General features: G+C 49.3%; 19 protein-coding genes. 10 read left to right on the top strand and 9 right to left on the bottom strand.

Features of this window, described 5'->3' with window-relative positions:
- Nucleotides 1-12 precede the first annotated feature (12 nt).
- Nucleotides 13-414 (top strand): hypothetical protein, encoded by a 402-nt coding sequence (locus EXY25_RS10365; RefSeq protein ID WP_130566671.1) that lies wholly within the window; start codon nucleotides 13-15, stop codon nucleotides 412-414.
- A 31-nt stretch (nucleotides 415-445) separates the two neighbouring features.
- Here the strand turns inward: EXY25_RS10365 and EXY25_RS10360 are convergent, their stop codons facing one another.
- From EXY25_RS10360 to EXY25_RS10350, 3 genes are all read right to left on the bottom strand, one after another.
- Nucleotides 446-646: a hypothetical protein gene (locus EXY25_RS10360; protein ID WP_130566670.1), complete on the bottom strand. Its 201-nt coding sequence runs from the start codon at nucleotides 644-646 to the stop codon at nucleotides 446-448.
- Nucleotides 647-649: 3 nt separating this feature from the next.
- Nucleotides 650-1,843: a DUF6892 domain-containing protein gene (locus EXY25_RS10355; protein ID WP_130566669.1), complete on the bottom strand. Its 1,194-nt coding sequence runs from the start codon at nucleotides 1,841-1,843 to the stop codon at nucleotides 650-652.
- A 625-nt stretch (nucleotides 1,844-2,468) separates the two neighbouring features.
- Nucleotides 2,469-5,393 (bottom strand): choice-of-anchor I family protein, encoded by a 2,925-nt coding sequence (locus EXY25_RS10350; protein WP_130566668.1) that lies wholly within the window; start codon nucleotides 5,391-5,393, stop codon nucleotides 2,469-2,471.
- A 120-nt stretch (nucleotides 5,394-5,513) separates the two neighbouring features.
- On the opposite strand from EXY25_RS10350, the gene ppk2 reads away from it, so the two are divergent.
- The 6 genes from ppk2 to EXY25_RS10320 all read left to right on the top strand — a co-directional run bounded on the left by ppk2 (nucleotide 5,514) and on the right by EXY25_RS10320 (nucleotide 10,081).
- Nucleotides 5,514-6,347 (top strand): polyphosphate kinase 2, encoded by an 834-nt coding sequence (ppk2, locus tag EXY25_RS10345; RefSeq protein WP_114340049.1) that lies wholly within the window; start codon nucleotides 5,514-5,516, stop codon nucleotides 6,345-6,347.
- Between the two features lie 112 nt (nucleotides 6,348-6,459).
- Nucleotides 6,460-7,665 carry an NnrS family protein gene (locus EXY25_RS10340; RefSeq protein WP_130566667.1) on the top strand — a complete coding sequence of 402 codons (1,206 nt, stop codon included), beginning with the start codon at nucleotides 6,460-6,462 and terminating at the stop codon, nucleotides 7,663-7,665.
- Nucleotides 7,666-8,018: 353 nt separating this feature from the next.
- Complete coding sequence (locus EXY25_RS10335; RefSeq protein WP_130566666.1) at nucleotides 8,019-8,468, top strand: hypothetical protein; 450 nt, start codon at nucleotides 8,019-8,021, stop codon at nucleotides 8,466-8,468.
- A gap of 116 nt (nucleotides 8,469-8,584) precedes the next feature.
- The gene (locus tag EXY25_RS10330; RefSeq protein ID WP_130566665.1) at nucleotides 8,585-9,085 is read left to right on the top strand and encodes a hypothetical protein; all 501 of its coding nucleotides are present in this window, start codon (nucleotides 8,585-8,587) and stop codon (nucleotides 9,083-9,085) included.
- A gap of 88 nt (nucleotides 9,086-9,173) precedes the next feature.
- Entirely contained in the window at nucleotides 9,174-9,644 is a 471-nt protein-coding gene (locus EXY25_RS10325) for a hypothetical protein (RefSeq protein ID WP_130566664.1), read from the top strand.
- A 131-nt stretch (nucleotides 9,645-9,775) separates the two neighbouring features.
- Nucleotides 9,776-10,081, top strand: coding sequence for a hypothetical protein (locus EXY25_RS10320; protein ID WP_130566663.1), 306 nt, complete (start codon nucleotides 9,776-9,778; stop codon nucleotides 10,079-10,081).
- A gap of 213 nt (nucleotides 10,082-10,294) precedes the next feature.
- Here EXY25_RS10320 and EXY25_RS10315 read toward each other — a convergent pair whose 3' ends face one another.
- The 5 genes from EXY25_RS10315 to EXY25_RS10295 form a co-directional block, all read right to left on the bottom strand.
- A complete protein-coding gene (locus tag EXY25_RS10315; RefSeq protein WP_130566662.1) occupies nucleotides 10,295-11,359 on the bottom strand; it encodes a glycosyltransferase family protein in 1,065 nt (354 codons plus the stop codon).
- Nucleotides 11,360-11,546: 187 nt separating this feature from the next.
- Nucleotides 11,547-12,257, bottom strand: a complete 711-nt coding sequence (phoU, locus tag EXY25_RS10310; protein ID WP_114338650.1) for a phosphate signaling complex protein PhoU — start codon at nucleotides 12,255-12,257, stop codon at nucleotides 11,547-11,549.
- A 36-nt stretch (nucleotides 12,258-12,293) separates the two neighbouring features.
- Nucleotides 12,294-13,118 carry a phosphate ABC transporter ATP-binding protein PstB gene (pstB, locus tag EXY25_RS10305; protein ID WP_114338651.1) on the bottom strand — a complete coding sequence of 275 codons (825 nt, stop codon included), beginning with the start codon at nucleotides 13,116-13,118 and terminating at the stop codon, nucleotides 12,294-12,296.
- Between the two features lie 34 nt (nucleotides 13,119-13,152).
- Nucleotides 13,153-14,805, bottom strand: coding sequence for a phosphate ABC transporter permease PstA (gene pstA, locus EXY25_RS10300; RefSeq protein WP_114338652.1), 1,653 nt, complete (start codon nucleotides 14,803-14,805; stop codon nucleotides 13,153-13,155).
- A gap of 14 nt (nucleotides 14,806-14,819) precedes the next feature.
- A complete protein-coding gene (locus EXY25_RS10295) occupies nucleotides 14,820-17,060 on the bottom strand; it encodes an ABC transporter permease subunit (RefSeq protein WP_114338653.1) in 2,241 nt (746 codons plus the stop codon).
- A gap of 234 nt (nucleotides 17,061-17,294) precedes the next feature.
- Here EXY25_RS10295 and EXY25_RS10290 point away from each other — a divergent pair, with 234 nt between their 5' ends.
- The 3 genes from EXY25_RS10290 to EXY25_RS10280 all read left to right on the top strand — a co-directional run bounded on the left by EXY25_RS10290 (nucleotide 17,295) and on the right by EXY25_RS10280 (nucleotide 20,519).
- The gene (locus EXY25_RS10290) at nucleotides 17,295-17,795 is read left to right on the top strand and encodes a glycine cleavage system transcriptional repressor (protein ID WP_114338654.1); all 501 of its coding nucleotides are present in this window, start codon (nucleotides 17,295-17,297) and stop codon (nucleotides 17,793-17,795) included.
- Between the two features lie 113 nt (nucleotides 17,796-17,908).
- A complete protein-coding gene (gene ppk1 / locus EXY25_RS10285; protein WP_130566661.1) occupies nucleotides 17,909-19,981 on the top strand; it encodes a polyphosphate kinase 1 in 2,073 nt (690 codons plus the stop codon).
- 76 nt (nucleotides 19,982-20,057) lie between these two features.
- Nucleotides 20,058-20,519 (top strand): NUDIX hydrolase, encoded by a 462-nt coding sequence (locus EXY25_RS10280; RefSeq protein WP_130566660.1) that lies wholly within the window; start codon nucleotides 20,058-20,060, stop codon nucleotides 20,517-20,519.
- Nucleotides 20,520-20,522: 3 nt separating this feature from the next.
- On the opposite strand, the gene mgtE is transcribed toward EXY25_RS10280, so the two are convergent.
- Nucleotides 20,523-21,890: a magnesium transporter gene (gene mgtE / locus EXY25_RS10275; protein ID WP_114338657.1), complete on the bottom strand. Its 1,368-nt coding sequence runs from the start codon at nucleotides 21,888-21,890 to the stop codon at nucleotides 20,523-20,525.
- Nucleotides 21,891-21,982 lie beyond the last annotated feature (92 nt).

Raw genomic sequence — 21,982 nt, 5'->3', positions numbered from 1 at the left:
TAACACATCCATATGAAATATCTGATTTGTCTGATTGGCTGGCTGGTTTTAACTCCCATCGTCGGTCAATATCATCCGGCAGTGGCAAATGGCATGTACGACCTGCTGATACTTGTACTGGGTGGTTTATTGGCTTTTCTTGGTTACTTCTTATTTAAGCTTGGGCCCACTGATACGACGCATCAATCATTATCCGTCGGGTTAAGCCGTACCTTAGGCATGGTGCTACTTGCTTGTTGTGTCGTGACCATCATAGCGTCTGCTCAATTGGCAATTGCGAAACCCTTTGCCTTAGTTTGTCGCTATAACCCCTGCGACATCGGCCCCCATGCATGGAGCACAGCCATCTTTGCAATGGCTGCATCTCCTTGCCTTTTGCAATTAAGCTATCGCATGGTTATACGCCGAAAGTAGTCATTCATTGCTTTACTCTCTAAAGCACGCCCTACTCACAACAGGCAAAAGGCAAAAGGCTGGCAGTAAGACCATCTACCGGTATTAAATCCAAGGCCAAATGGTAAATTTTTTGCTTGGAAAAGTGTGCTTTGAGCGCATCAACAAAGTGCTTCCACGGTTCGAAACGCCCACCCTGACGCCTATAAAAACTATTTAAAATCATATTGATAACAAAAAAGAACCAACCCATGCGTCAATTATCTTCGATCTGCTCAACGCCATGTTTTACCAACGCTCGACATACACTGACCGGAGGTGAAAAGTGTTCCAAACCCACCACTTTTTTGAGATTTGGTAGTTGCTGTATATCTGCCGCGGCCTTTGTCGTAACGGCAATCACTTCATCACCGCACCCAGGATCCCAAAATGGCCACATTTGCTGATACACCGACGCGCCACCGCCCAGACCGCAATCAAAATATAGCTCTGTCACCTTTGCCAGTTGCTCGGGTGAAATGGTGAGATTACGAAAGTATTTCTGAGCCTCCGGTATTATCTCATAGCCATCTGACGTGATATCAATCTGACGCTTGTCGTACTCTGCTGCGAACGCGTGAATATCAAATTTTGGCGACAGGACATTTTGCCGATACATCAGCTGCTCAATCACCGCGAGCTTCAGGGCAAAATCTTTGATGTCACTTTTAGGCCGTTTCGGTAAAGCAAACTGTTTCGGCCGATCACGATAAGCCACCACATCATCACGTAACTTCTTTAACGCATCGGTTTCGCTTGGAAAGCTCTTAACCAGTAGCAAGAGCACGTTAAATGTCGGCTTGCTCACCGCAACCCGCTTCACCGCATGCAACCACTCTCGCGCCACGACAACGTCAAAATGCTGGGTTAATTCATCCAGTTCCGCTTTGTACTCTGCCTTAATCTTTTTGCACTTAATCAATGCCAAGCGCTTCTGTTTCTCTTCTACGCGCTGCGCCTGAGTTAAAAAGCTGATACCCAGCGGCGACCAAAACACCACAGAAAAGAAATGCTGATGTTCGATCCCCTCTTCAGCGCCTACATATGGAACACAGAGCTTCATCGTCGCTAATGCGTGCTTATGCTCAGGATCATCTCTTTCTGCATATTTAGAGAACATATCAAACGCCAGCGCATGCGCCACACCAAAATCAGAATGATGTCGCACACCCGCGAGCAAGACATCGGCATACGCTTGCGGCGGCTGGGTATGGTGCGCTAACAGACTAAGCAGTAGGTTGTTATGGCATTCAGGGAACAGGGTGAAGAACTTAACGCAAAGCACAGCGACCGATGCCAATACCTCTGGCGAATGACTTGACGAGCCATGGTAGAAGTAAAGCGTCAAAGCTGGCTCTAATAATTCTTGCAAGCACTGACTTGAAAGCCCTTTCGTCTCTGATTCTTGCATGACCAAAAGCTGGGAAATCGCTTCACTCAACCCGTGATGGTGAGCGCTAAGCATGAGGGACCGTTGTTCTTTGGAAAACCGAGCAGGTAAAAAACTATCGCTGTTCAACAAATTCAAAAACAGCGCCGTTTCAAGGGCTTGTTTCTCATTTTCCACCGTTGATAAACACGCAACGGCAGCAGCGAATAGCCCAGAGAGTACAGCGGGGTCGCAGGCAATGCAGGCTTACCATTCGCGATGAATTCGATCCTTCAATTTCTTGTTCATTTGACCTGCAACACTGATGGCTTCCAACGCATTGCGTGCGGGTTGAGTCAAAGTCATGAATATTCCTTTATAGCTTAAGTGATGCGTAACGCCGATGCATTTCAACACAGAAACGAAGCTAACTTAACGATTTGCCTCAGTTTTATGAGAATAATTGGGGACTAATCATGGATAGCTAGCTAATCTTCAACACTGCGTTTCCATGCGCTCGCGGCAAGGCTCACCCCGCGAAGCGTAGTGGGTACCGCCGCTCCTATAGATCCATGTATCCGCGGCATACCGTACATCTTGTACATAAAGCCCGGCCAAGGGGCCGGGCTTTGTCTTCTCTCAGCTAAGTTAAAACAATCAAAACAAGTTAATCAAAGCTATACAACGACGTGGTGCCGCTGACTTCGTTACCGACAATCAGCAGGGCTGCACCCGTTGGGCTGTCAGCAGCAGCAACAAACACCATCCCTTCTGGTGCTAAATCCCCCACCAGCGGATTGGTCACTTCGCCATCGTCAGTGTCCAGTGATGGATCCTGCTCAAAATCTCGCGGGTTAATGTACTGAACCAAGCGTGCAGCAGCAGGCACGGTGACGTCATACACCATCACCCCGCCGATACGCTCCAGACCAATGAAGGCATAAAAGCGATCACCGACCTTACCGACCGCCACACCTTCCGGCTCTGGCCCTTTATTGTCACTGCGGTTCTCAAAGCTGTGCTTATCGTCACTGGCATTGAAATTATCAGGGAAGCGTGCGGCGGTGATCTGCTCGAACTCGCTGCCGCTATCAAACACACGTTCGCCGGCACTATTCCAGATACTAAAGCTGCGTGCGCCGTAGATATGCAGGGTTTCAACCACACCATCATTATCAGCGTCACCCAGTGTTGTGGTGGTGCCGATACGGCCAACTTCGTCTAAGTCAAAGCTGTCCGTTAGCGGTAAATCTTCTCCTCGTGCTTCTTCACTGAAACCATCGTAATCACGGGCATCCCCTTCGTTGGCCGTGATCAAATAAGCCATGCCATCTACGCTATAGCTGGCAATGGCATCAGGCTGGTACATGCCAACCACATTGGCATGAGTGCTTATATCGATCACATCATCTTTGTCGTTAATGTCGATCGCATTCCAGGCCTTGCCATGGTCTTTAAAGCCCAGCGCCCAGATTGCAGTGACCTGTTTGTTGATCAGGTCGATATTAGCGACGGCGTTGTTTTCCTGCAGCGCCACAAACGCCATGGTGTCATCGTCGGCAACCGCTATATATTCAGGCTCCAAATCTTGCGCCACAGTTGCGTTTGGACCAAACACCCGTACATCGGCAGGCAATGCGGAATGGCGGGAGCCCCCCACATTGAAGTCAGTAAAGCCAAGGTGGGTGATATCAGCATTATCAACGCCATGGCTCAGGTCGATCAGCGTCACCGAACCTTCAGGGTCAACGTCATAAGCACTGTTAGGCTCCCCTTCATTTGCCACTAAGACTAGGTTGCCCGCTTTGTTAAATGTCACCATGTCAGGCAAGTAACCCGCTTCAAACATGGCAACAGGGGTGCTATCAGCGGTTAGCGCATTCTCGCCACTCGCAATATCGTAAAGCACAACAACGCCTTTACCCTGCTTACTATTACCAAAGCCATCATCGGCTTCAATAGCGACTGCCAACCAGTCACCAGAAACGGCAACGCTGTTCGCGTCTCCCAAGTCTCGGCCATCCGCAGTTTGTGCAGGCAGTGTTAGCGCAAACGCTTTGCTCAGTGCCAGATCATCACCCACCGTGAGCACATCAACGCTGCGGTCTGCCGCGTTGACAACAAAGCTACGCTGACTGGCGGCGTGGTACTGCACAATTTCTGCGGCGCCTTCGTCAAACAGGCCCGATTCGTAGCGAGACTCGTGTACCAAAACCGGATGCGCGGCCGCCATGCCAGTGAAACGGTCATTGAAAGGGGTAATAACGACGTCGGTAGTATCCCCCGCGATACCGAAATCATTGTCATTGATCAGCATGGCGTAGGTGCCATCCAGCATCGCCAAGCCTTCCTCTTTTTTGGCTAGCTCCAGCGCACTGCCCAGATTAGTAAAAGCCAATGATTTCGCCAACGGCACTATACCCTCGCCTTGCAGATCAACGATCTGCTCCAGGCTTGGTGATGTAGCTTCACTATCCCAAGCACTGCCCAACAGGTTGGTTGCGCCGACCAAGTCCACGCGGTAGAGGTGAGTAATTTTGCTGATCCGCTCCAGCACAACCAGTTGGTCATCGCCGACAGCGATCATTTCGCTGACTTTAACGTCGCTTTGTTTGCGGTAATCATTGTTTTTCAAATCACCTTCGCCACCGGCACGATCAGCAAACGATTGTGGTGAATCCAGGGTATACAGATACTCCCCTTGAACGGCACCCAATGTGCCGTCAGCATTCAGAGCCAACTTGAACAGGCGAACATTCTTAGAACCGCTATAGGCACTGTTGTCAGGGTTGGCCAGCGGTGACTGCATAATGAAATAGAGCGCAGTTTCGTCCGGATTGATCGCCAGAGATTCAATACCACGGTTTAATTTTCGCTTGGCCAAAATCGCCGGCAGGCCATCAGTTACCGGATAGGTGGCCCCAGTCAATTGGGCTGCAACGCCTTCAGGTACGACACGTTCCAAAACCGTACCGTCAGTAGCCACATGCAATAAACTAGGTCCATACTCTTCGGTCAGCCAAAAGCTACCATCAGCCAGCTTCACCAACGCTTCGGTATCCACACCGTTCGGATCAAACGCCAACAAAGTGCCGTCCAGCGCGTAGCCATTTTCAGTGCTTTCCAGCGGGTTAACGACACCCGAGATGGGGTTGCCATCACTGTCTAATAGCGGGATCTGGGTCAGTTGCGGACCATCAGTCGTCAGCAACACTTCAAAAATAGATGGCGTGTATTCAGGCATAGGGAAAATCTTGCCATCCTCATCATCACCACAAATGGCAGCAACACCAAGGATCGCTTCGGCATCATCACACGCGACATTCGGGCCGCGATCAGTCACAAGATAAAACTGCTGCTCAGGATCTGCTGCATGGTGAAATGCACCGCTACCAAACCCCGTATCCAGTGCCAAAGGTACGCCACCTTCGGCCTGAACAGTGCCCAACGGCATAGAGAGGCTAAACTCCATTGGCGACAGGGTAGCAAGTGCCACCTCATCGTCGTCATCGTCACTGCAACCGCTGATCATCACACTGCCAGCGATACCGATTACCAAGGGTAACCAGACTCTCCTTTTCTGCCCGTACATCTTAGCGTCCTCTAACTTGTTGACTATATTTAGAAAGGTTCGCAGGAAGCCTAATCAGCATTTGTGACGTAAAAGCTACATAACAGTTACCAAAACGTGACAACTCAAGAGGTAAAAGATATGGCAAACAACGCAAATAAATCGCCAAAGCGGCTCAATAAAGTGTTCTATGAGCAGGAGCTAGAAAGGCTGCAGGCTGAGTTAGTCAAAATGCAAGAGTGGGTAAAGGAAAAGGGGTTGCGGGTTGCCGTCATTTTTGAAGGACGCGATGCCGCCGGTAAGGGCGGCGTACTGAAGCGGATCACGGAAAAGCTCAATCCCAGGGTGGTGCGCGTGGTTGCACTCACCAAACCCAGCGACAGAGAGCGCACCCAGTGGTACTTCCAACGCTATATCGCCCACCTGCCTGCGGCTGGTGAAGTGGTGCTGTTTGACCGCTCCTGGTACAACCGTGCCGGCGTAGAAAAGGTAATGGGCTTTTGCAGTGATGAAGAGTACGAAGAGTTTTTACGGGTCTGTCCCAGCTTAGAAGAAGCCCTGATCCGCTCTGGCATTATCTTAATTAAATATTGGTTTTCCGTTTCCGATGAAGAGCAAGAAAAACGCTTTAAAGAGCGCGTCACCAACCCGTTAAAGCGTTGGAAGTTTAGCGATATGGATCTGCTTTCGCGCAGCAAATGGGTGGAATACTCACAAGCCAAAGATGCCATGTTCAGCCATACCGATACCCGTCGCTCCCCTTGGTATGTGGTTAACGGTGATGATAAACGACAAGCTCGGCTCAGCTGTATCAGCCATCTGCTCAGTAAAGTACCGTATAAATCGCTGAAGTATCACACCATTACGCTGCCTAAGATCAACACCAAAGGTTATGTCCGTCCACCGATGAATGAGCAGACCTTTGTACCTGAAATATTGCCCGAATCACCAGCCAAGGCGAAGAAGAAAACCTAAGCAGTAGTTAGGCACGAATTAAGTATCTCTGATTTGTATCAATAGGCGCCGATTACAATCGACGTCTTAACATGTATTATATATACACATTAAAATACCACTGGATGCCCCAATGATGCAGATCACCGATGCCAGCACCGAGAGCAAGCTTACGCCATTGCTGCGCCTCGCTTTTCGTCCGTTCTTTCTATTTGGATCGCTTTTCAGCCTTGCTGCTATTGCGCTATGGGTAGGCAGCTTAAATGGCTGGTTTAGCTTCACCCCCTATGGCAGCAGCTTGTGGTGGCATACCCATGAAATGCTATTTGGTTTTGTCTGCGCCATCATTGCCGGATTCCTATTAACCGCAGTACAAACCTGGACCGGACTGCGCGGGTTACGTGGCACCCCGCTGCTACTACTAGTGTTGCTCTGGCTGGCAGGTCGAATTGCATTACTGCTCGAGCTTGGCCAACTGCAATGGCTGGCAGCGGTGATTGATCTGCTATTTCTGCCCTGTGTTGCCCTGCTCATGGCTAACTATGTGGTACGAGTCAAACAGTGGCGCAACTTAGTTTTTACCCCACTGTTGCTCGGGCTAACCCTCGCCAACGCGCTAATGCACAGCGCCGTAATTGGCGCTTTTCCGGCAGGGATGCAGTTGGGCTCGACCATCGCGGTACTGCTGATTAGCTTGGTTATCTTTGTTGTGGGTGGCCGCGTTATTCCGTTTTTTACTTCCCGCGCCTGCGGATTTGATAAGCCGCAACCGCTTGTGTGGCTTGAAGCCGTCGGAGCAATTAGCTTACTCGCCGTGATCATCACCTTGCTTGTCTCTATTGGCTGGCAGGTACCCAAAGAGCTCAGCATCGTGCTCTGGGCAACCATCGCCATCAGCCAATTACTACGTATGGCGCGCTGGCGTCCACAGGCCACCTTAAGTAACCCGCTACTTTGGTCACTGCACCTGAGCTACCTGTTTATTCCAATCGGCGCATTATTGGCACTAGGGTTTCACCTTGGTTGGGTGTATAGCATGAGCCCAGCAATCCACGCCCTCACGGTTGGCGGTATGGGCGGCTTGATACTGGCCATGCTGGCGCGGGTTTCCTTAGGCCACACAGGGCGTCCACTTAAAGCCCACCCGCAGATGTCGATCGCCTTTGCTGCGCTATTACTGGCGGCGTTGATCCGCAGCGTTTTACCCGCACTGATGCCACAATGGTTAGTATGGGGTTGGAGCCTAAGCGCACTGGGCTGGATCATCGGCTATGGCCTGTTTATGTTGCATTACAGCAAGATCCTCAGTACTCCCAGAGCCGACGGTCGCCCCGGCTAACTAACCCTCTTTCGTCAGAGCAAGGCCACTTGCTCTGACGCCATTACACCCGCGACTGCCAATCCCTAAGCCATCACACTATCTTAAAGACTACCGCAATCACCCCACCCGCAATCCCCTAAACCATGGTGCGAGTCGTTCACACCTCACTAATCGAGGAACATAGCTCAACCGCACATAATATTGAGAGATCAACTATTGCCAAACAGAGCAAAATTGTTGAGATTAGACAATAAGTTACCGAGCGTGCCGGCAGCTGACGAAAATACTCATTGCAGGGATAGCAAGCATACTCTCTAAATGGAGATAGGAAGCAGATGCTTCCCAATTAGCGTTAGGTATACATAGAAAGTATGAAGAAAATATCAGGATCGACATTCTATTATAAGAAGCTATTCCCATCCATATGGTTTGGGTTTCTCGCATTCTTCTTAGTCACTTCATTTGCAGCTGGAGCCCAACAAGAATCCAAAATATTTCTAATCATGCCAATTTTTATGGCCGTTTTTGGCTTTTTCTTATTTAAAAAGCTTATCTGGGATTTGGCTGATGAAGTATTCGACGAAGGAGATTCCTTACTCTTTCGAAAAGGTAAAAAGGAACAAAGGGTTCAACTCAAAGATATTATCAATATCAGTTATGCCCAAATGAGCTCTCCAGAAAAGGTCGTACTACTGGTTCGCTCAGACGGCCCTATTGGAAAAGAGCTGGCCTTTAATCCTCCAATGAAATTCAACCCTTTTTCCAAAAATTCCCTTGTTGCTAAGCTGATCGAAAGAGTTGATCGTGCTAGAAACACCTAACAAACAAATAATCAAGCACTCGTCGCTGCGCTCCTAGCGGGGACAGCTGCAACGACGCGGCGAAGACGCTGCACCAGCCCCAGCTTTAGGCGTTAACAGCCTTCAAGGAACACTAGGTGAATCAAGTAATCGAGAAAATAAAAGCATCCGGCCTAGAAAGTGTCTACTTTGGCCCTTCTGGTTTCTATTTAGTGCCAGAGCCTGAGCTTGACCAAATTCAACTTGGATACAGCGTAGGGACGGAGGGTGAAGATCTTACGGGGCCCGAGGAAGGTGACAGGAAAAAGTCGTGGGTTGTAATCGGGACAGACACCGAACTTGGAGACCCTTTCTTTGTAGATGTTTCCGAACCTAACATGCCAGTTTATACAGCAATGCACGGTGTTGGCGATTGGTATGAAAACCAAGTAGCGACATCTTTAGACTCATTTCTTGCTGCCTTGTCCGTCCTCAAGTCTAAGTGCAGTGAGAACTCGTCACTGATTGTCCCAAATGAAAACTCGATCACCTCGATTTCTGAACTCGCTCAGCTTGAACTTGAACTCAGCAAGATCAGCGGGACTGATGACTTTTGGCCGGAGTTCTTCGAGCAATACAAGGACTGGTTGGTTGAATGAGGCAGTTAACAATGCAAGTCACTCACTCGTCATGTCATTCTTCAATAGCAAAAGTTCCAGTAACATTAGCCCCCATTAAGGATCCCGTGTGACTGAATTTGCAGACGAATATTCAAAACCAGAAAAGTTGAAACGCGTATCGCTTTACATAGTGGCGGGCGGAGTAGTGTTCATCACCCATCAGCAGTGGGTTTTCCCTTTTGTGCGATGGTATGCAGAGACGGCACCTTGCCATAGCCTGTTTGGCTACGCTGGCTTAACCGTTTTATGGTTTTCGCTGTTCTTTGGGCTGCCAATAATCTGCGCTTTTATAGTGGGTGCAGTGGCGGTACCTCTGGGCGTTAAATCTTTTGCCGATGGGCAGTATCCCCCGAAAAATCACAAAGTTTACACGCCAACCAAGATATTGAGGGGGCGGAAAGCGAGAGCCAAATCACTCACGCTGCTAAGCTTGCCGCTGTTCTTTATGGCGATATCTGTTTGGGGGTATCTCCAAGCCAACCAGATGCCTCAGGAAATACCAGAGGGATTTGATTACCGCGTTTGTGATAGCGCATAGAAGTATCAAGTCACTCAAGTTAGCCTTGGATTGATGCCGATTTTTTTTTAAAACCGCTGGCATCGACTTTAAATAAAGAGAAACACGTAGCGACAACATCATAGGACGTCGTAAAACTTAAGGAGTAAGAGTTGGGTATTCTTTTTAACCCCCGGTCTGATGAACGGACACTGGTATTTCGCGGGATCATGCTGGTAGGCTGGTATTGTGTGATTTTCTTAGCCTCTAACGCACTATTGATAGGGATAGTGAGTGGCTATGCGGGCTTTGAATTAGCCATGAGTGGCGTCACAGATCTAGAAAGAGCCTTTGCCGAAGGGTATAGAGCGAGAGTTCGCTTTTTCCGCAGTTATGATGACTATATTGCCTACGGACAATTCATTATTCTTGTCGCCCTCGCGTTGAGTGGGAAGCTGCCTTGGACAACCAAGAAGTAACGATAGGCTGACTACATTGCCCCCTGCGCTAGCCAGCCTTAACCTTGCTTCATCACTCGCCATCAACAGATCTCAGACGGCGATCTAAACAATCGCCATCAATTACGAGGCAATACTGTTTATTCACAGAAAAAACGCGGTAAGGCGTTCGTTTGTTTTTCGTTCCAGCCGCTCTCGCTTCAATCAACGTGAGCCACGCCCGCTACCGCCGGCTTAGCGTTTAAACGATTTAAGCAGCGCCATATCATTGGCTAGCAACTGGTCGAGCTTGTCTTGCATCCCCTGATTACCACAGCCCTGATATAGGCTTAATGCCTGTTCATAGTCTGGTAATTGATACAAGAACGCGGCAATCGCATCTTGGTCTGGCTGTAAACATGCTTTTCCCAGCCCCTGTTTATCCAGCATATGGGCGTTGAGATGCTGCTCAAATTGCCCTTGCATTGGAAACGCCAAATAGGGCTTTTTAAGATGCAGTGCTTCGCTAATCAAGGTGAAGCCCGCCGTCGCCATCACCGCTTTGCTGGAACTAAGATCCTGCAAAAATCCCTCTTCACTGAAGGATCTGAAATGCAGATTCCCCACCACCTCATCCTTGTTGTAGCCATACACGTAAAACCGCTCGCGAGGAAACAGGCTAAGCGTATCCAACAACGAATCAAACCCTGAGGTGGCGTACACCAAAATATGCTCCCCTCTGCTGGCGGTAAGGCCATAAGCAGCCGGACGGATCAGGGGCGGAAACACCTGGCAATGGTCGTTTTTCAACGCGCCAGTATGAAAAGAAGTGATCAACGAATACCACGGCTTGGGCACCATGGCGCGAATAATAGTTTCGGTAAGTAGCGCTTCCTTTTTTAGATCTGCCGGGCAGGCGTATTCCATGTAACGCATGCGGTGCTGATTATCCAGACTGATCAGCGGCAGATCATAGTGATTGGCGAGATACGCAGTGCAAGGTTCAAAATCGGTGATAACGCAATCCGGTTGAAATGACTTAAACAACTCGCGAAGCTTGTTAAATGCACGGGTGCCTTCGGGCAGGTTAGCCAAGTTCTCGGTCAACGTTTTTAGTTTCGATACCTTGTTATCAACACTGGCGATGGTTAACCCTTGGATCTGCAACACGTCAAACTGCTGGTGCAAATTGCGATAACCGCGATCATAGGAGACTAGCTTTAACTCATGCCCCTGCTGCTCCAGGTGGGCAGCCATCAGTTTCGCTCTAGAGGAGTGACCTGAGCCCTCCCCTGATACTCCGTAGATAATCTTCGCCATGCTGCCTTCAAGTCTGTTTAAAGGAGAGATTTTACCGGAATGACACGCTGGGAACTGCTTTCACAGTCAAAACTCAGGTAAAAATTCAACACGTTACCCATGTGATGCGGACGCTATAAAACAAAAAGACCTTTCTGATTAGAAAGGCCTTTTTAAGTTTGAATATCTGGCTGTGAGAGAAGCAGCTCTACTTCAGCAGTTCATCGATTTCCGAGCTCGGCGCATGACGGATATCTTTACCCTTCACGCAGTAGACGATGTACTCAGAGATATTCTGGCAACGGTCACCGATACGCTCTAATGAACGTACCGCCCACATCACTTCCAATACCTTGGGAATTGAGCGGCTGTCTTCCATCATGTAGGTCACCATTTCACGCAAAATACCTTCGTATTCACGATCAACGCGCTTGTCTTCTTTATGTACTTTTAATGCCGCGTCAACGTCCATACGGGCGAATGCATCAAGCACATCATGCAGCATGTCACAGACATGACGGCCCAGACTATCCAGACTGGCAATCAGCTGCAGCTGCTTTTTGTCGTATTCACCTTCCATCGCTACTTTGGCGATCTTCTTAGCGACATCACCAATACGTTCTAAGTCGGCGGTGGTTTTATTGATGGCGACCATCAAACGCAAATCACTCGCCGCAGGCTGACGCTTGGCGATGATTTGAATACATTGACGATCGATATCCAGATCGAACTGATTAACTTGTCGGTCGTTCTTACGCACCTGCTTCGCCGATTCGATATCGTTCTCTTCGATCGCTAACAAGGCATCACGCAGCTGTTGCTCAACCAATCCGCCCATGGTTAATACCTGATTGCGGATGTTCTCCAGCTCCGTATCGAACTGGCCTGAAATATGTTTTGACGTGTTCATAGTTTCCATGGGATTGCTCCAAGCAGATCCATACGTTAATCAGAATTAGCCGTAACGACCGGTAATATAATCTTCGGTCTTTTTCTTTGCTGGCGTAGTAAACAGGGTATTGGTGTCAGCATACTCAATCAGCTCGCCCATATACATGAAAGCGGTCTGATCTGAGACCCGCGCCGCCTGTTGCATGTTATGCGTTACGATCACCACGGTGAACTGCGACTTCAGATCGTTAATCAGCTCTTCAATGGTCAGCGTTGAGATCGGATCCAATGCTGAGGTTGGTTCATCCAGCAACAATACTTCAGGTGAAATCGCAATGGCGCGGGCGATCACCAAACGCTGCTGCTGACCACCGGACAGACCAAAAGCGTTGTCGTGCAGACGATCTTTAACTTCGTCCCACAGAGCTGCGCCACGTAGTGCTGTTTCCACCGCTTCGTCCAACTGACGACGATCATTTACGCCTTTAAGACGCAAGCCGTATACCACGTTCTCATAAATCGATTTCGGGAACGGATTAGGCCGCTGGAATACCATGCCAACGTTGCTGCGGAGGGCTGCCACATCCACATTACGGTCATAGATATTATGGCCGTGGAGCAGGATTTCACCTTCAATACGACAGCTGTCCACCAGATCATTCATTCGGTTCAAGCAGCGCAGCAGGGTCGACTTACCACAACCAGAAGGACCAATAAACGCGGTCACCTGGTTTTTGGGGATGCTCATGCTGACCTGATGCAACGCCTGCTTGTCGCCGTAGAACAGATCCAAGCCTTTAATTTCCAGTGCTTTTTGCTCCGGACTCATATTCATCAGATCCAGCTTTTCGCTTGAACCTGCTTTTAAGGTGGTTTTCACTTCAATCATCTTTATACCTCAAAAATCTTCTAATCAGTCCGGGCTAGTGTTCAAGCGAGCGGAATTTTTCCCGCAGGTGATTTCGAATTGAAATCGCCGTCAGGTTTAATGTAACAATCACGGTCACTAACAGGAACGAAGTGGCGTAAACCAACGGGCGCGCCGCTTCAACGTTAGGACTTTGGAAGCCCACATCATAAATGTGGAAACCCAGGTGCATAAATTTACGATCCACGTGGATAAACGGGAAGTTACCGTCGACAGGCAGTGTCGGTGCCATTTTCACCACACCCACCAACATCAAGGGGGCTACTTCACCGGCTGCACGTGCCACCGCCAAGATCAATCCGGTCATAATGGCCGGGCTGGCCATTGGCAGAATAATCCGCCACAAGGTTTCTGCTTTGGTCGCGCCCAGTGCCAAGCTGCCTTGACGTATCGCACTAGGAATACGAGACAAGCCCTCTTCTGTCGATACAATCACCACTGGCAGGGTTAAAATGGCCAAGGTTAAGGCAGACCAGAGTACACCTGGCGTACCAAAGGTAGGTGACGGCAGCGCTTCAGGATAGAACAGCTTATCCAGCGAGCCACCTAACATATAAACAAAGAAGCCAAGACCAAATACGCCATAGACAATGGATGGCACACCGGCAAGGTTAATAACCGCGATACGGATCAGTTTGGTGACCGAGTTTTTACCCGCGTATTCATGCAGGTAAATCGCTGCTATTACGCCAAATGGGGTCACAATCACCGCCATCAGCATCACCATAAATACGGTACCAAAGATGGCAGGGAACACGCCGCCTTCGGTGTTGGCTTCCCGCGGGTCGTGGGAGACGAATTTCGCCACCTGCACCATCCAGCGCCATACTTTTTGCGGCCAATTCATCGCATTAGGATAAGCGACATCCAATACATACTGCATGTTGATATTGACCTGCTCACCGCGCATATCACGCACCACAATGGCGTCACGGCGCATCTGATCACGATAAGCAAACAGGTCTGTTTCATGCTGCTGGTACTCATTACGCAGTTCTGTGCGGCGAGCCTCAAAACCCGCCTTGGCTTCAGCTGTTAACTGCTCTTTCAGCTCCAGACCACGCTCTTCCAAACGGATACGTTCCAGCTCATAGTTGATCTTGCCGATCACGCCGTTTTGCAGATCCAACGCCTGATTATTCAGCATCACCGAGCGCTCGATACGAGCTTCCAGCTCTGTCGCTACGGATTTGGCAACCACGGGCTCGCCATTTTCCAATAGCTGCTCTGGGAAGCCATAGAAGTTGCCGTTCTTCGAGCGCTCAAACACAGCAATGCCTTTGGGCTCACGACGCTCAACAATGTTGGTTTCCAATATCCAGCGAAAGTCCAACTCAACAAACTCACGGTTACCTGTTTTTACTAGATAACGAGTCACAAACTCTTCATCGTAGCCTTCCAGCTTAACCCCAGCCTGACGCAGACGAGAGGCAGGCACCAGCTCCTGATCATGGATCTCACCAATCACAGTGGCGATTTCGCCGTTCGGTTGGCGCAAATCAAACTCATAGATGGTTGCAGGCCAGAAAAAAGTTAAACCGCGCCATGCAATCAACAACAATAAACCGATAACAGCGACCAGCGAAATACTGACTGCACCACCTGTCATCCAGATCCACGGGGAACCTGACTTTATCCAATTCTTCATCTTGGTCATTTCCCTTACATCGAGCTGTATTTTTCACGCAGCCGCTGGCGCACGAATTCAGATATGGTGTTGAAGATGAAGGTCAACACGAATAGTACAAACGCTGACAGGAACAGGATCCGGTAGTGAGAACTACCTACCTCTGCTTCTGGCATTTCTACCGCAATATTGGCAGAAAGCGTTCGCATGCCTTGGAAGATACTCCAATCCATCATTGGCGTATTACCTGTGGCCATCAGTACGATCATGGTTTCACCCACGGCACGGCCCAGTCCCATCATCACTGCCGAGAAGATCCCCGGACTTGCGGTTAATAGCACCACGCGAGTCAATGTCTGCCAGCGTGTAGCACCCAATGCCAATGAACCGTTTGACAGGTGTCCGGGCACACTGAACACAGCATCTTCGGCAATCGAGAAGATGGTAGGGATCACGGCAAAGCCCATCGCTAAACCAACCACTAACGCGTTACGTTGGTCGAAAGATATCCCTAACTCATTAGTGATAAAGACACGGGCGTTACCTTCAAATAACAGATCTTCTAATCCAGGGCTAAGCGCGAACGCTGCCCAGCCGAAGAAGATAACCACAGGCACCAACATCGCCGCCTGCCAACCATCAGGCAAACGGTTAGTGATATCTTTAGGCAGCAGGTTAAACAGGTATGCCGACAATAGGATGCCAAACGGCACCAAGATGAGAATCGCCAAAATCCCCGGCAAGTTATCTTCGATATAGGGAGCCAACCAAAGCCCAGCCAGGAAGCCGAGAATAACCGTTGGCAACGCTTCCATGATCTCAACCGTTGGCTTAACCCAGGTACGCATACTTGGTGTCATGAAATAAGCGGTATAGATAGCACCAGCCAACGCAATAGGCACTGCAATTAACATGGCGTACAACGCCGCTTTAATTGTGCCAAAGGTTAATGGCATCAACGACAGTTTGGGTTCGAACTCATCACTGCCAGACGTTGATTGCCAAACATATTGCGGATCTGGGTAGCCTTCGTACCAGACTTTGGTCCACAACGCGCTGAAGGTAACTTCCGGATATTCGTTTTCAACATCGAAGAAGTAGATATCTCCATCATATTCCAGCAGCGCAGCATTATGGCGAGGCGCAAGCGTTAGTGCCTCTGCAGAACTGGCAGTAAAGTGCTGTTCAAACAGACGGCTCTGACCCGTGGTGTGGTAAATAGCAACATTGCCTGTGTCCGTGGTCACCATAAAGCCCTTACGGCCTTTCTCTGAGACAAACTCGGTCACCGCACCATCGGACTTAAAGCCGCGAATACGCTGGAACTTACGCCCCTGCTCGCCATTCACTTCAAACCACTGGCTGATATCGCCATTGTCGTAGCCGATTAACAAAGAGGAAGCACCCGTCAACAGTCCCATGGTAGAGACATCAGACGCTTTACTGCGGAGGTCAATCACCTGCTTCAGCGTTGGCTTTGCCAAATTACGCAAATTCCACACCTCGATCCGATTATCACCACGGATAAACAGGTGGTTCTGATCCGGCGTTAACAGCATTTGCTGTACCGTATTCAGTTGCGAATCAATCTTGGCGTGACTAGGGGTCCACACCACTTCTTCGGTGAGGAAGTCTTCTTCAGCACTAAAGGCTGCCAATACAATACGATGATCCGAGGTGCGACTGACCACACTGGCAGACTCATCGTCCAGTGCCACCGCCAGCTTTTCAATTGCTGCGCCTTGCGGATCAAACAGCAAAGGCGAGTCCCCAAGCGGATAGAACATCTCAGGCGTTAATACGCGCACATCATTCGGAAAAGAGGTACGAAATTGTGGTTTCACAATAACCCCCATCCCTGCTGCGTCGGCATACGCCACCATCTCATCGCCCGTAGGCACTGCCGCAGAGGCGGTCATTGGCCCAGTCAACACGACCTGATGATGATAGATCTCGTCGCCTGCTTTTCTCTCACCCAGGTCTCGGGCAGCAAAAAACGCCACCTGACCATCGGCAGCAAAGCGATAGCCGATCTCGGCCTGCTCTTCGATGCCAAGAGAAACGACGTTCGCTTCAGTATTCACCTCGAACTTAAACTTCTGCTCCATGTCGACTGGCGTAAAGATCGGCAGTACCACATACAGCAGATAGAAAAAGATAAGCAATAACGCGACTAGCACCATCAAACCACCGCCAGTCACGCCAAAGCGCGCTAAATTGTCTTTAAACAGCCGACGTCGACTGCTCCGAAATATCGGCACCGAATTGGCAGCCATGGAAAACCTCACCCATAGTTTGATGGCGCAGAGTATATGACGTTTGTATTACAGTTTTGTTACTAACGCCTCTTACCCCTCCAAATTCATCAGAAAAATCTGAAGGACTAAAAAGGGATATATCTTTCTTCTTAAAATTTATTGAGTTACAACAAAGGAACAGACAAAGCCTTGCTGGACACCTCGCCTGTCTAAATCAATAATGAATGTTCAATATGTAAAAGAGATGACAAGATGAAACAACTGGTAATCACCCTGCTCGGCGTCGACCGTCCTGGAATTGTGGATAAAGTGTCAGACTTGGTTTTGCACCACGGTGGCAACTGGCAAGCCAGTAGTATGCGGCACTTGGCAGGTTTGTTTGCTGGGATCCTCGAAGTCACTATCGCCGATGACCAGGTCGATGCGCTGAAAAGCGAATTATCTAAACTGACGTCATTGCAAGTACAGGTCGCAGATGGCATCACCACAGAGAAACAAGAAAAGCGCATTCAGGTGATGGTGACCGCCAACGATCGCCCAGGCATCGTGCAGGATATCTCTAAAACCGTCAGCGGCTTGGGAGCCAACGTCTTAGTCTTAGAAACACGTTACGAGAGCGCGCCAAACTGGGGGCAACCACTGTTTAAGGCTGACACATTAGTCAGTTTGCCAGCAGGACTTGATGAAGAACAACTTACTGATGCATTAGAGGCGATCGCCGATGATCTGATGGTTGATATAGAAAGCTCTTAAGCAAACAGGATCTATATTTAGAGTAACTGGGTGGCTGTCATAAATATGTCATAGCTCTCAAAGATCATGGCGCGGTAGCAACAGTATCCGTACGGAAATAACTAGGAGTAACAATGAGCATCGATCATTTGTACGTCGAGAAAGAACTTAGCTGGTTAAGCTTCAACGAGCGGGTTCTGCAGGAAGCGGCGGATAAGTCGGTGCCGATTGTCGAGAGAGTGCGCTTTCTCGGCATTTTTTCCAATAATCTGGATGAATTTTTCCGCGTCAGGGTGGCCGATGTAAAACGCCGCCTGCTGATCAGTAAAGTCAGTAAAGGCGACGCCAACCCAACCCAACACCTGCTCACCAAGATCCAAACCAAAGTGCTCAAATTGCAGGAGGATTTTGATCTCATCTATACCGATGTGATTAAAGGGCTGGCGCGACATAATATTTTTCTGATCAATGAAGACCAACTGAGTGAACAACAGGGTCTTTGGCTGAAACAGTACTTTCGCGACAAGTTACTCCGTTATATCGCCCCTATTATTGTTGACCGTCGTACTGACTTGGCAAAAATCCTGAAAGATGATTTGACCTATCTGATCGCCGAGATGCGTAGCCCCGAGCAAGTAAAATACGCTGTGATCGAAATCCCTACGGATGACGCCCCACGGTTTGTGCAGATGCCACGAGAAAAAGGCAAAAAGCGCAAAAACGTCATTTTGTTAGATAACATCATCCGCTATTGCCTAGACCAGATATTTGCACCGTTTTTCCAGTACGAAACCTGCCACGCCTACTCGATGAAGATGACCCGAGATGCCGAGTATGGTCTGTCAGATGATATCGACCAATCTTTAATGGAGCAGATGTCTGAAGGCTTAAAGCAGCGTCTTACCGCTGAGCCAGTGCGCTTTGTCCATGACCGAGAGATGCCGGAATCGATGGTTGAACTCATTAAGTTTAAGCTCGGTATCTCCAACTTTGACTCAGTAATCCCCGGAGGTCGCTACCACAACTTCCGCGACTTCATTGGCTTTCCAAACATTGGCCGTAGTTATCTGGAACACCAGAAACTCCCGGCCGTTAACAGCCATGACTTTGACAGCCACATCACCGCTTTTGACGCCATCAAAGCAAAGGATATCCTACTCTATTATCCATACCACAAGTTCCGTTATGTCACCGAATTTCTGCGCCAGGCAGCAATCGACCCTGCGGTACGAGACATCAAGCTAAGTGTCTATCGTTTAGCCAAGCGCAGCCGTATCGTTAAGTCACTGATCGATGCAGCTGAAAATGGCAAAAAGGTCACGGTGATAGTTGAGCTCAAAGCGCGATTTGATGAAGAAGCCAATATTGAATGGGCCAAGGCGCTAACCGAGGCAGGGGTTAAAGTGGACTTTGGTGTGCCATCACTGAAATGTCACTCCAAACTATGTTTGGTGACGCGCAAAGAGGGTGATGAACTTGTGCGTTATGCCCATATTGGCACCGGCAACTTCCATGAAAAAACCGCAAAAATTTATACTGATTTCAGTCTATTTACTCGCAACAGAGAGATCACCGAAGAAGTAAAGAACGTCTTCGAATTTATCATTCATAGCTATAAGAGATTTAATTTCAAACACTTGGTGGTTTCCCCAACGGACAGCCGGAGCCGTATCTATCGCGCAATAGACCGCGAAATATCCTCGGCATCCAGAGGCTTAAAAGCGAGCATCTTCCTGAAAATTAACAATGTTGATGATAAAGGGATCATTGACCGCCTGTATAAAGCCAGTAGCGCAGGTGTCAAAGTCAGAATGATTGTGCGTGGCATGTGTGCGCTAATCCCAGGGATCCCTAACCTGAGCGAAAATATCGAGATTATCTCAATAGTCGATCGCTTTTTGGAACATCCTCGGGTGGCCGTATTTGAAAATGAAGGCGAACCGGCCGTTTGGATCTCTTCTGCTGACTGGATGACACGAAATATTGATCGCCGAGTAGAAGTGGGATGTCCAATTTATGACCCAGCATTGAAGCAACAGATCATCGATATTTTAAATATCCAATGGTCAGATACCACCAAAGCCAGGATCATTGATAAAGAGCAATCGAACCAATACAAGCCGCGGGGTAACCGCCGCAAGATCCGTTCACAAATAGCCACCTACGAATATTTGAAGGCGGTCGAACAAAATAAAGCAAGTGCTTAAATAAACTTGCCTTATGGCCGGGGGTAGATAATGCTAGCAAGAACAGGCTAGCCCGAGACAGCTAACGGTACGCGGTATGAAATATACAAAGCAGCCCAAAGATTCTCGCTCCCCCCTGGTTGATGCTCAGTTCGGCGTCGTACCTTTCGTTTTCGATCGTAATGAGTTGAAAGTTGTGCTCATTACCAGCCGCAGTAATAAAAAAAAATGGCTCTTTCCCAAAGGCCATGACGAACCCCACCTGAGTCATAAAGAGGTTGCCCGTACCGAAGCCTATGAAGAGGCCGGCCTACTTGGCATCGTCGGGGCTAAACGTCATGCAAAAAGCTTTTCACGGCTCACGGGTGGCAGGCAAAGACAGTTACAGTTCTATCCCATGGAAGTGACCATGTTACTGCGCAGCTGGCCCGAACAAGCGCAACGCCAGCGTTGCATTGTCTCTATTCCAAAAGCATTGCAACTTGTGCAGTGTCGCCACCTGAAACAAATATTGCTGCGGATGGTCAACCAACTCCACACACAGGAGCAAGCCAGTTAGTTATCAATGAACCAATATGATGGTTGCCAAGCCTAGGAAGGTAAAAAATCCACCCACGTCGGTCAACGTGGTCACTAAAACTCCACCAGCCAACGCTGGATCAATTTTGAAGCGCTGCAACAGCATCGGCGTAAGCACCCCAGCTACTGCGGCAATAAACAGGTTCACCACCAACGCCATCGCGATCACCCAGCTCAGCGCGGCATGTTCAAACCAGAACCAGGCAATGACTCCGACCAAGACAGAGAACAGTACGCCATTCAGCAGCCCCGCCCTCACCTCGCGGGAAAACAGCCAGCCGATATTACCGCGATTGATCTGCCCCAGTACTTGGGCGCGGATCATTATGGCCAATGACTGATTACCTGCTATCCCTCCCATGCTGGCAACAATGGGTTGCAGTACCGCTAGGGCGACAAACTGTTCTATCGTCGCTTCAAATAGACCGATCACCGCCGCTGCCATAAATGCCGCCACCAGATTGATCGACAGCCAAACGGCTCGCCGGCGCTGAGTCTTCATCACTGGCGCAAAGGTATCCTGCTCCGCGTCCATGCCAGCGCGTTCCATAATATGGTTCTCTGCCTCGTCACGATACAGATCAACAATATCATCAACCGTGATCCGACCAAGCAAGCAGCCGTCACCATCCACCACGGGAGCAGATACAAGATCCCGCTTTTCGAACAGTAATGCCACTTTCATGCTTGCCATGTCGACATTAATAGAGACCGGCTCCTCATCCATTAGAGCTTTTATTTCGGTACTGGGATCTGCGGTTAATAGGGAGTTTACGGAGACGCTGCCAAGCAGCCTATCATCTGTATTAACCACCAGCAGACTATCGAATATCTGTGGTAGAGCTGGCAGCTGGCGGAAGTAACGCAATGCGGTTTTTACCGTGACATGGGGGCGAACTGACACGGTATCCGTGTTCATTAAACCACCCGCCACATCATCACTGTATCCAAGGACTCGCTCAACGCGTTGGCGATCCTGCGCGCGCATCGAGTGCAACACCTGAGCCGTTAATGTAGCGGGCAGCTGTTGCAAGATATCAGCGATATCGTCGGTATCGAGATCTGCGGTTACTTCTGCCAACTCCTTCGGCGCCATGTTTTCCAAAAAGTCGCCGGCAACATCTTCAGCCAGCTCAGACAACACTTCACCACGATGCTTTTCTTTAAGCAGCTTCCAGATCACCTGGCGCTCTTGCGGTGTGCTGGCTTCGATCAGATCCGCAATATCTGCAGGGGGTAGGCTAAAATTGAGCAGGTAGCGCACGTTACTCAGTGAACCGCTATCAAGCCCCGCCTCGACAATACCCACGTCACGGGCGATTTGGGCTTCTCTGGTCACCTTGTCGCTCATAATACTCCTCCCCTTACCGCGCTAACTAGTCGACTCGCACCCAATGGATAAACACACTGGCCACAACTCAGTTAATAGAAGACCACTATTCG

Source organism: Corallincola spongiicola, from assembly GCF_004284785.1.
Lineage (GTDB): Bacteria > Pseudomonadota > Gammaproteobacteria > Enterobacterales > Neiellaceae > Corallincola > Corallincola holothuriorum.
Note: the sequence above shows the minus strand (reverse complement) of the source record. Positions and strands in the feature narration are given on the sequence as shown.

What these genes read in the sequence shown, in the direction of transcription:
- EXY25_RS10365 (WP_130566671.1), top strand. Translation starts at nt 13, where the DNA reads ATGAAATATCTGATTTGTCTGATTGGCTGGCTGGTTTTAACTCCCATC.
- EXY25_RS10360 (WP_130566670.1), bottom strand. Translation starts at nt 646, where the DNA reads ATGGGTTGGTTCTTTTTTGTTATCAATATGATTTTAAATAGTTTTTAT.
- EXY25_RS10355 (WP_130566669.1), bottom strand. Translation starts at nt 1,843, where the DNA reads ATGCAAGAATCAGAGACGAAAGGGCTTTCAAGTCAGTGCTTGCAAGAA.
- EXY25_RS10350 (WP_130566668.1), bottom strand. Translation starts at nt 5,393, where the DNA reads ATGTACGGGCAGAAAAGGAGAGTCTGGTTACCCTTGGTAATCGGTATC.
- ppk2 (WP_114340049.1), top strand. Translation starts at nt 5,514, where the DNA reads ATGGCAAACAACGCAAATAAATCGCCAAAGCGGCTCAATAAAGTGTTC.
- EXY25_RS10340 (WP_130566667.1), top strand. Translation starts at nt 6,460, where the DNA reads ATGATGCAGATCACCGATGCCAGCACCGAGAGCAAGCTTACGCCATTG.
- EXY25_RS10335 (WP_130566666.1), top strand. Translation starts at nt 8,019, where the DNA reads ATGAAGAAAATATCAGGATCGACATTCTATTATAAGAAGCTATTCCCA.
- EXY25_RS10315 (WP_130566662.1), bottom strand. Translation starts at nt 11,359, where the DNA reads ATGGCGAAGATTATCTACGGAGTATCAGGGGAGGGCTCAGGTCACTCC.
- phoU (WP_114338650.1), bottom strand. Translation starts at nt 12,257, where the DNA reads ATGGAAACTATGAACACGTCAAAACATATTTCAGGCCAGTTCGATACG.
- pstB (WP_114338651.1), bottom strand. Translation starts at nt 13,118, where the DNA reads ATGATTGAAGTGAAAACCACCTTAAAAGCAGGTTCAAGCGAAAAGCTG.
- pstA (WP_114338652.1), bottom strand. Translation starts at nt 14,805, where the DNA reads ATGAAGAATTGGATAAAGTCAGGTTCCCCGTGGATCTGGATGACAGGT.
- EXY25_RS10295 (WP_114338653.1), bottom strand. Translation starts at nt 17,060, where the DNA reads ATGGCTGCCAATTCGGTGCCGATATTTCGGAGCAGTCGACGTCGGCTG.
- EXY25_RS10290 (WP_114338654.1), top strand. Translation starts at nt 17,295, where the DNA reads ATGAAACAACTGGTAATCACCCTGCTCGGCGTCGACCGTCCTGGAATT.
- ppk1 (WP_130566661.1), top strand. Translation starts at nt 17,909, where the DNA reads ATGAGCATCGATCATTTGTACGTCGAGAAAGAACTTAGCTGGTTAAGC.
- EXY25_RS10280 (WP_130566660.1), top strand. Translation starts at nt 20,058, where the DNA reads ATGAAATATACAAAGCAGCCCAAAGATTCTCGCTCCCCCCTGGTTGAT.
- mgtE (WP_114338657.1), bottom strand. Translation starts at nt 21,890, where the DNA reads ATGAGCGACAAGGTGACCAGAGAAGCCCAAATCGCCCGTGACGTGGGT.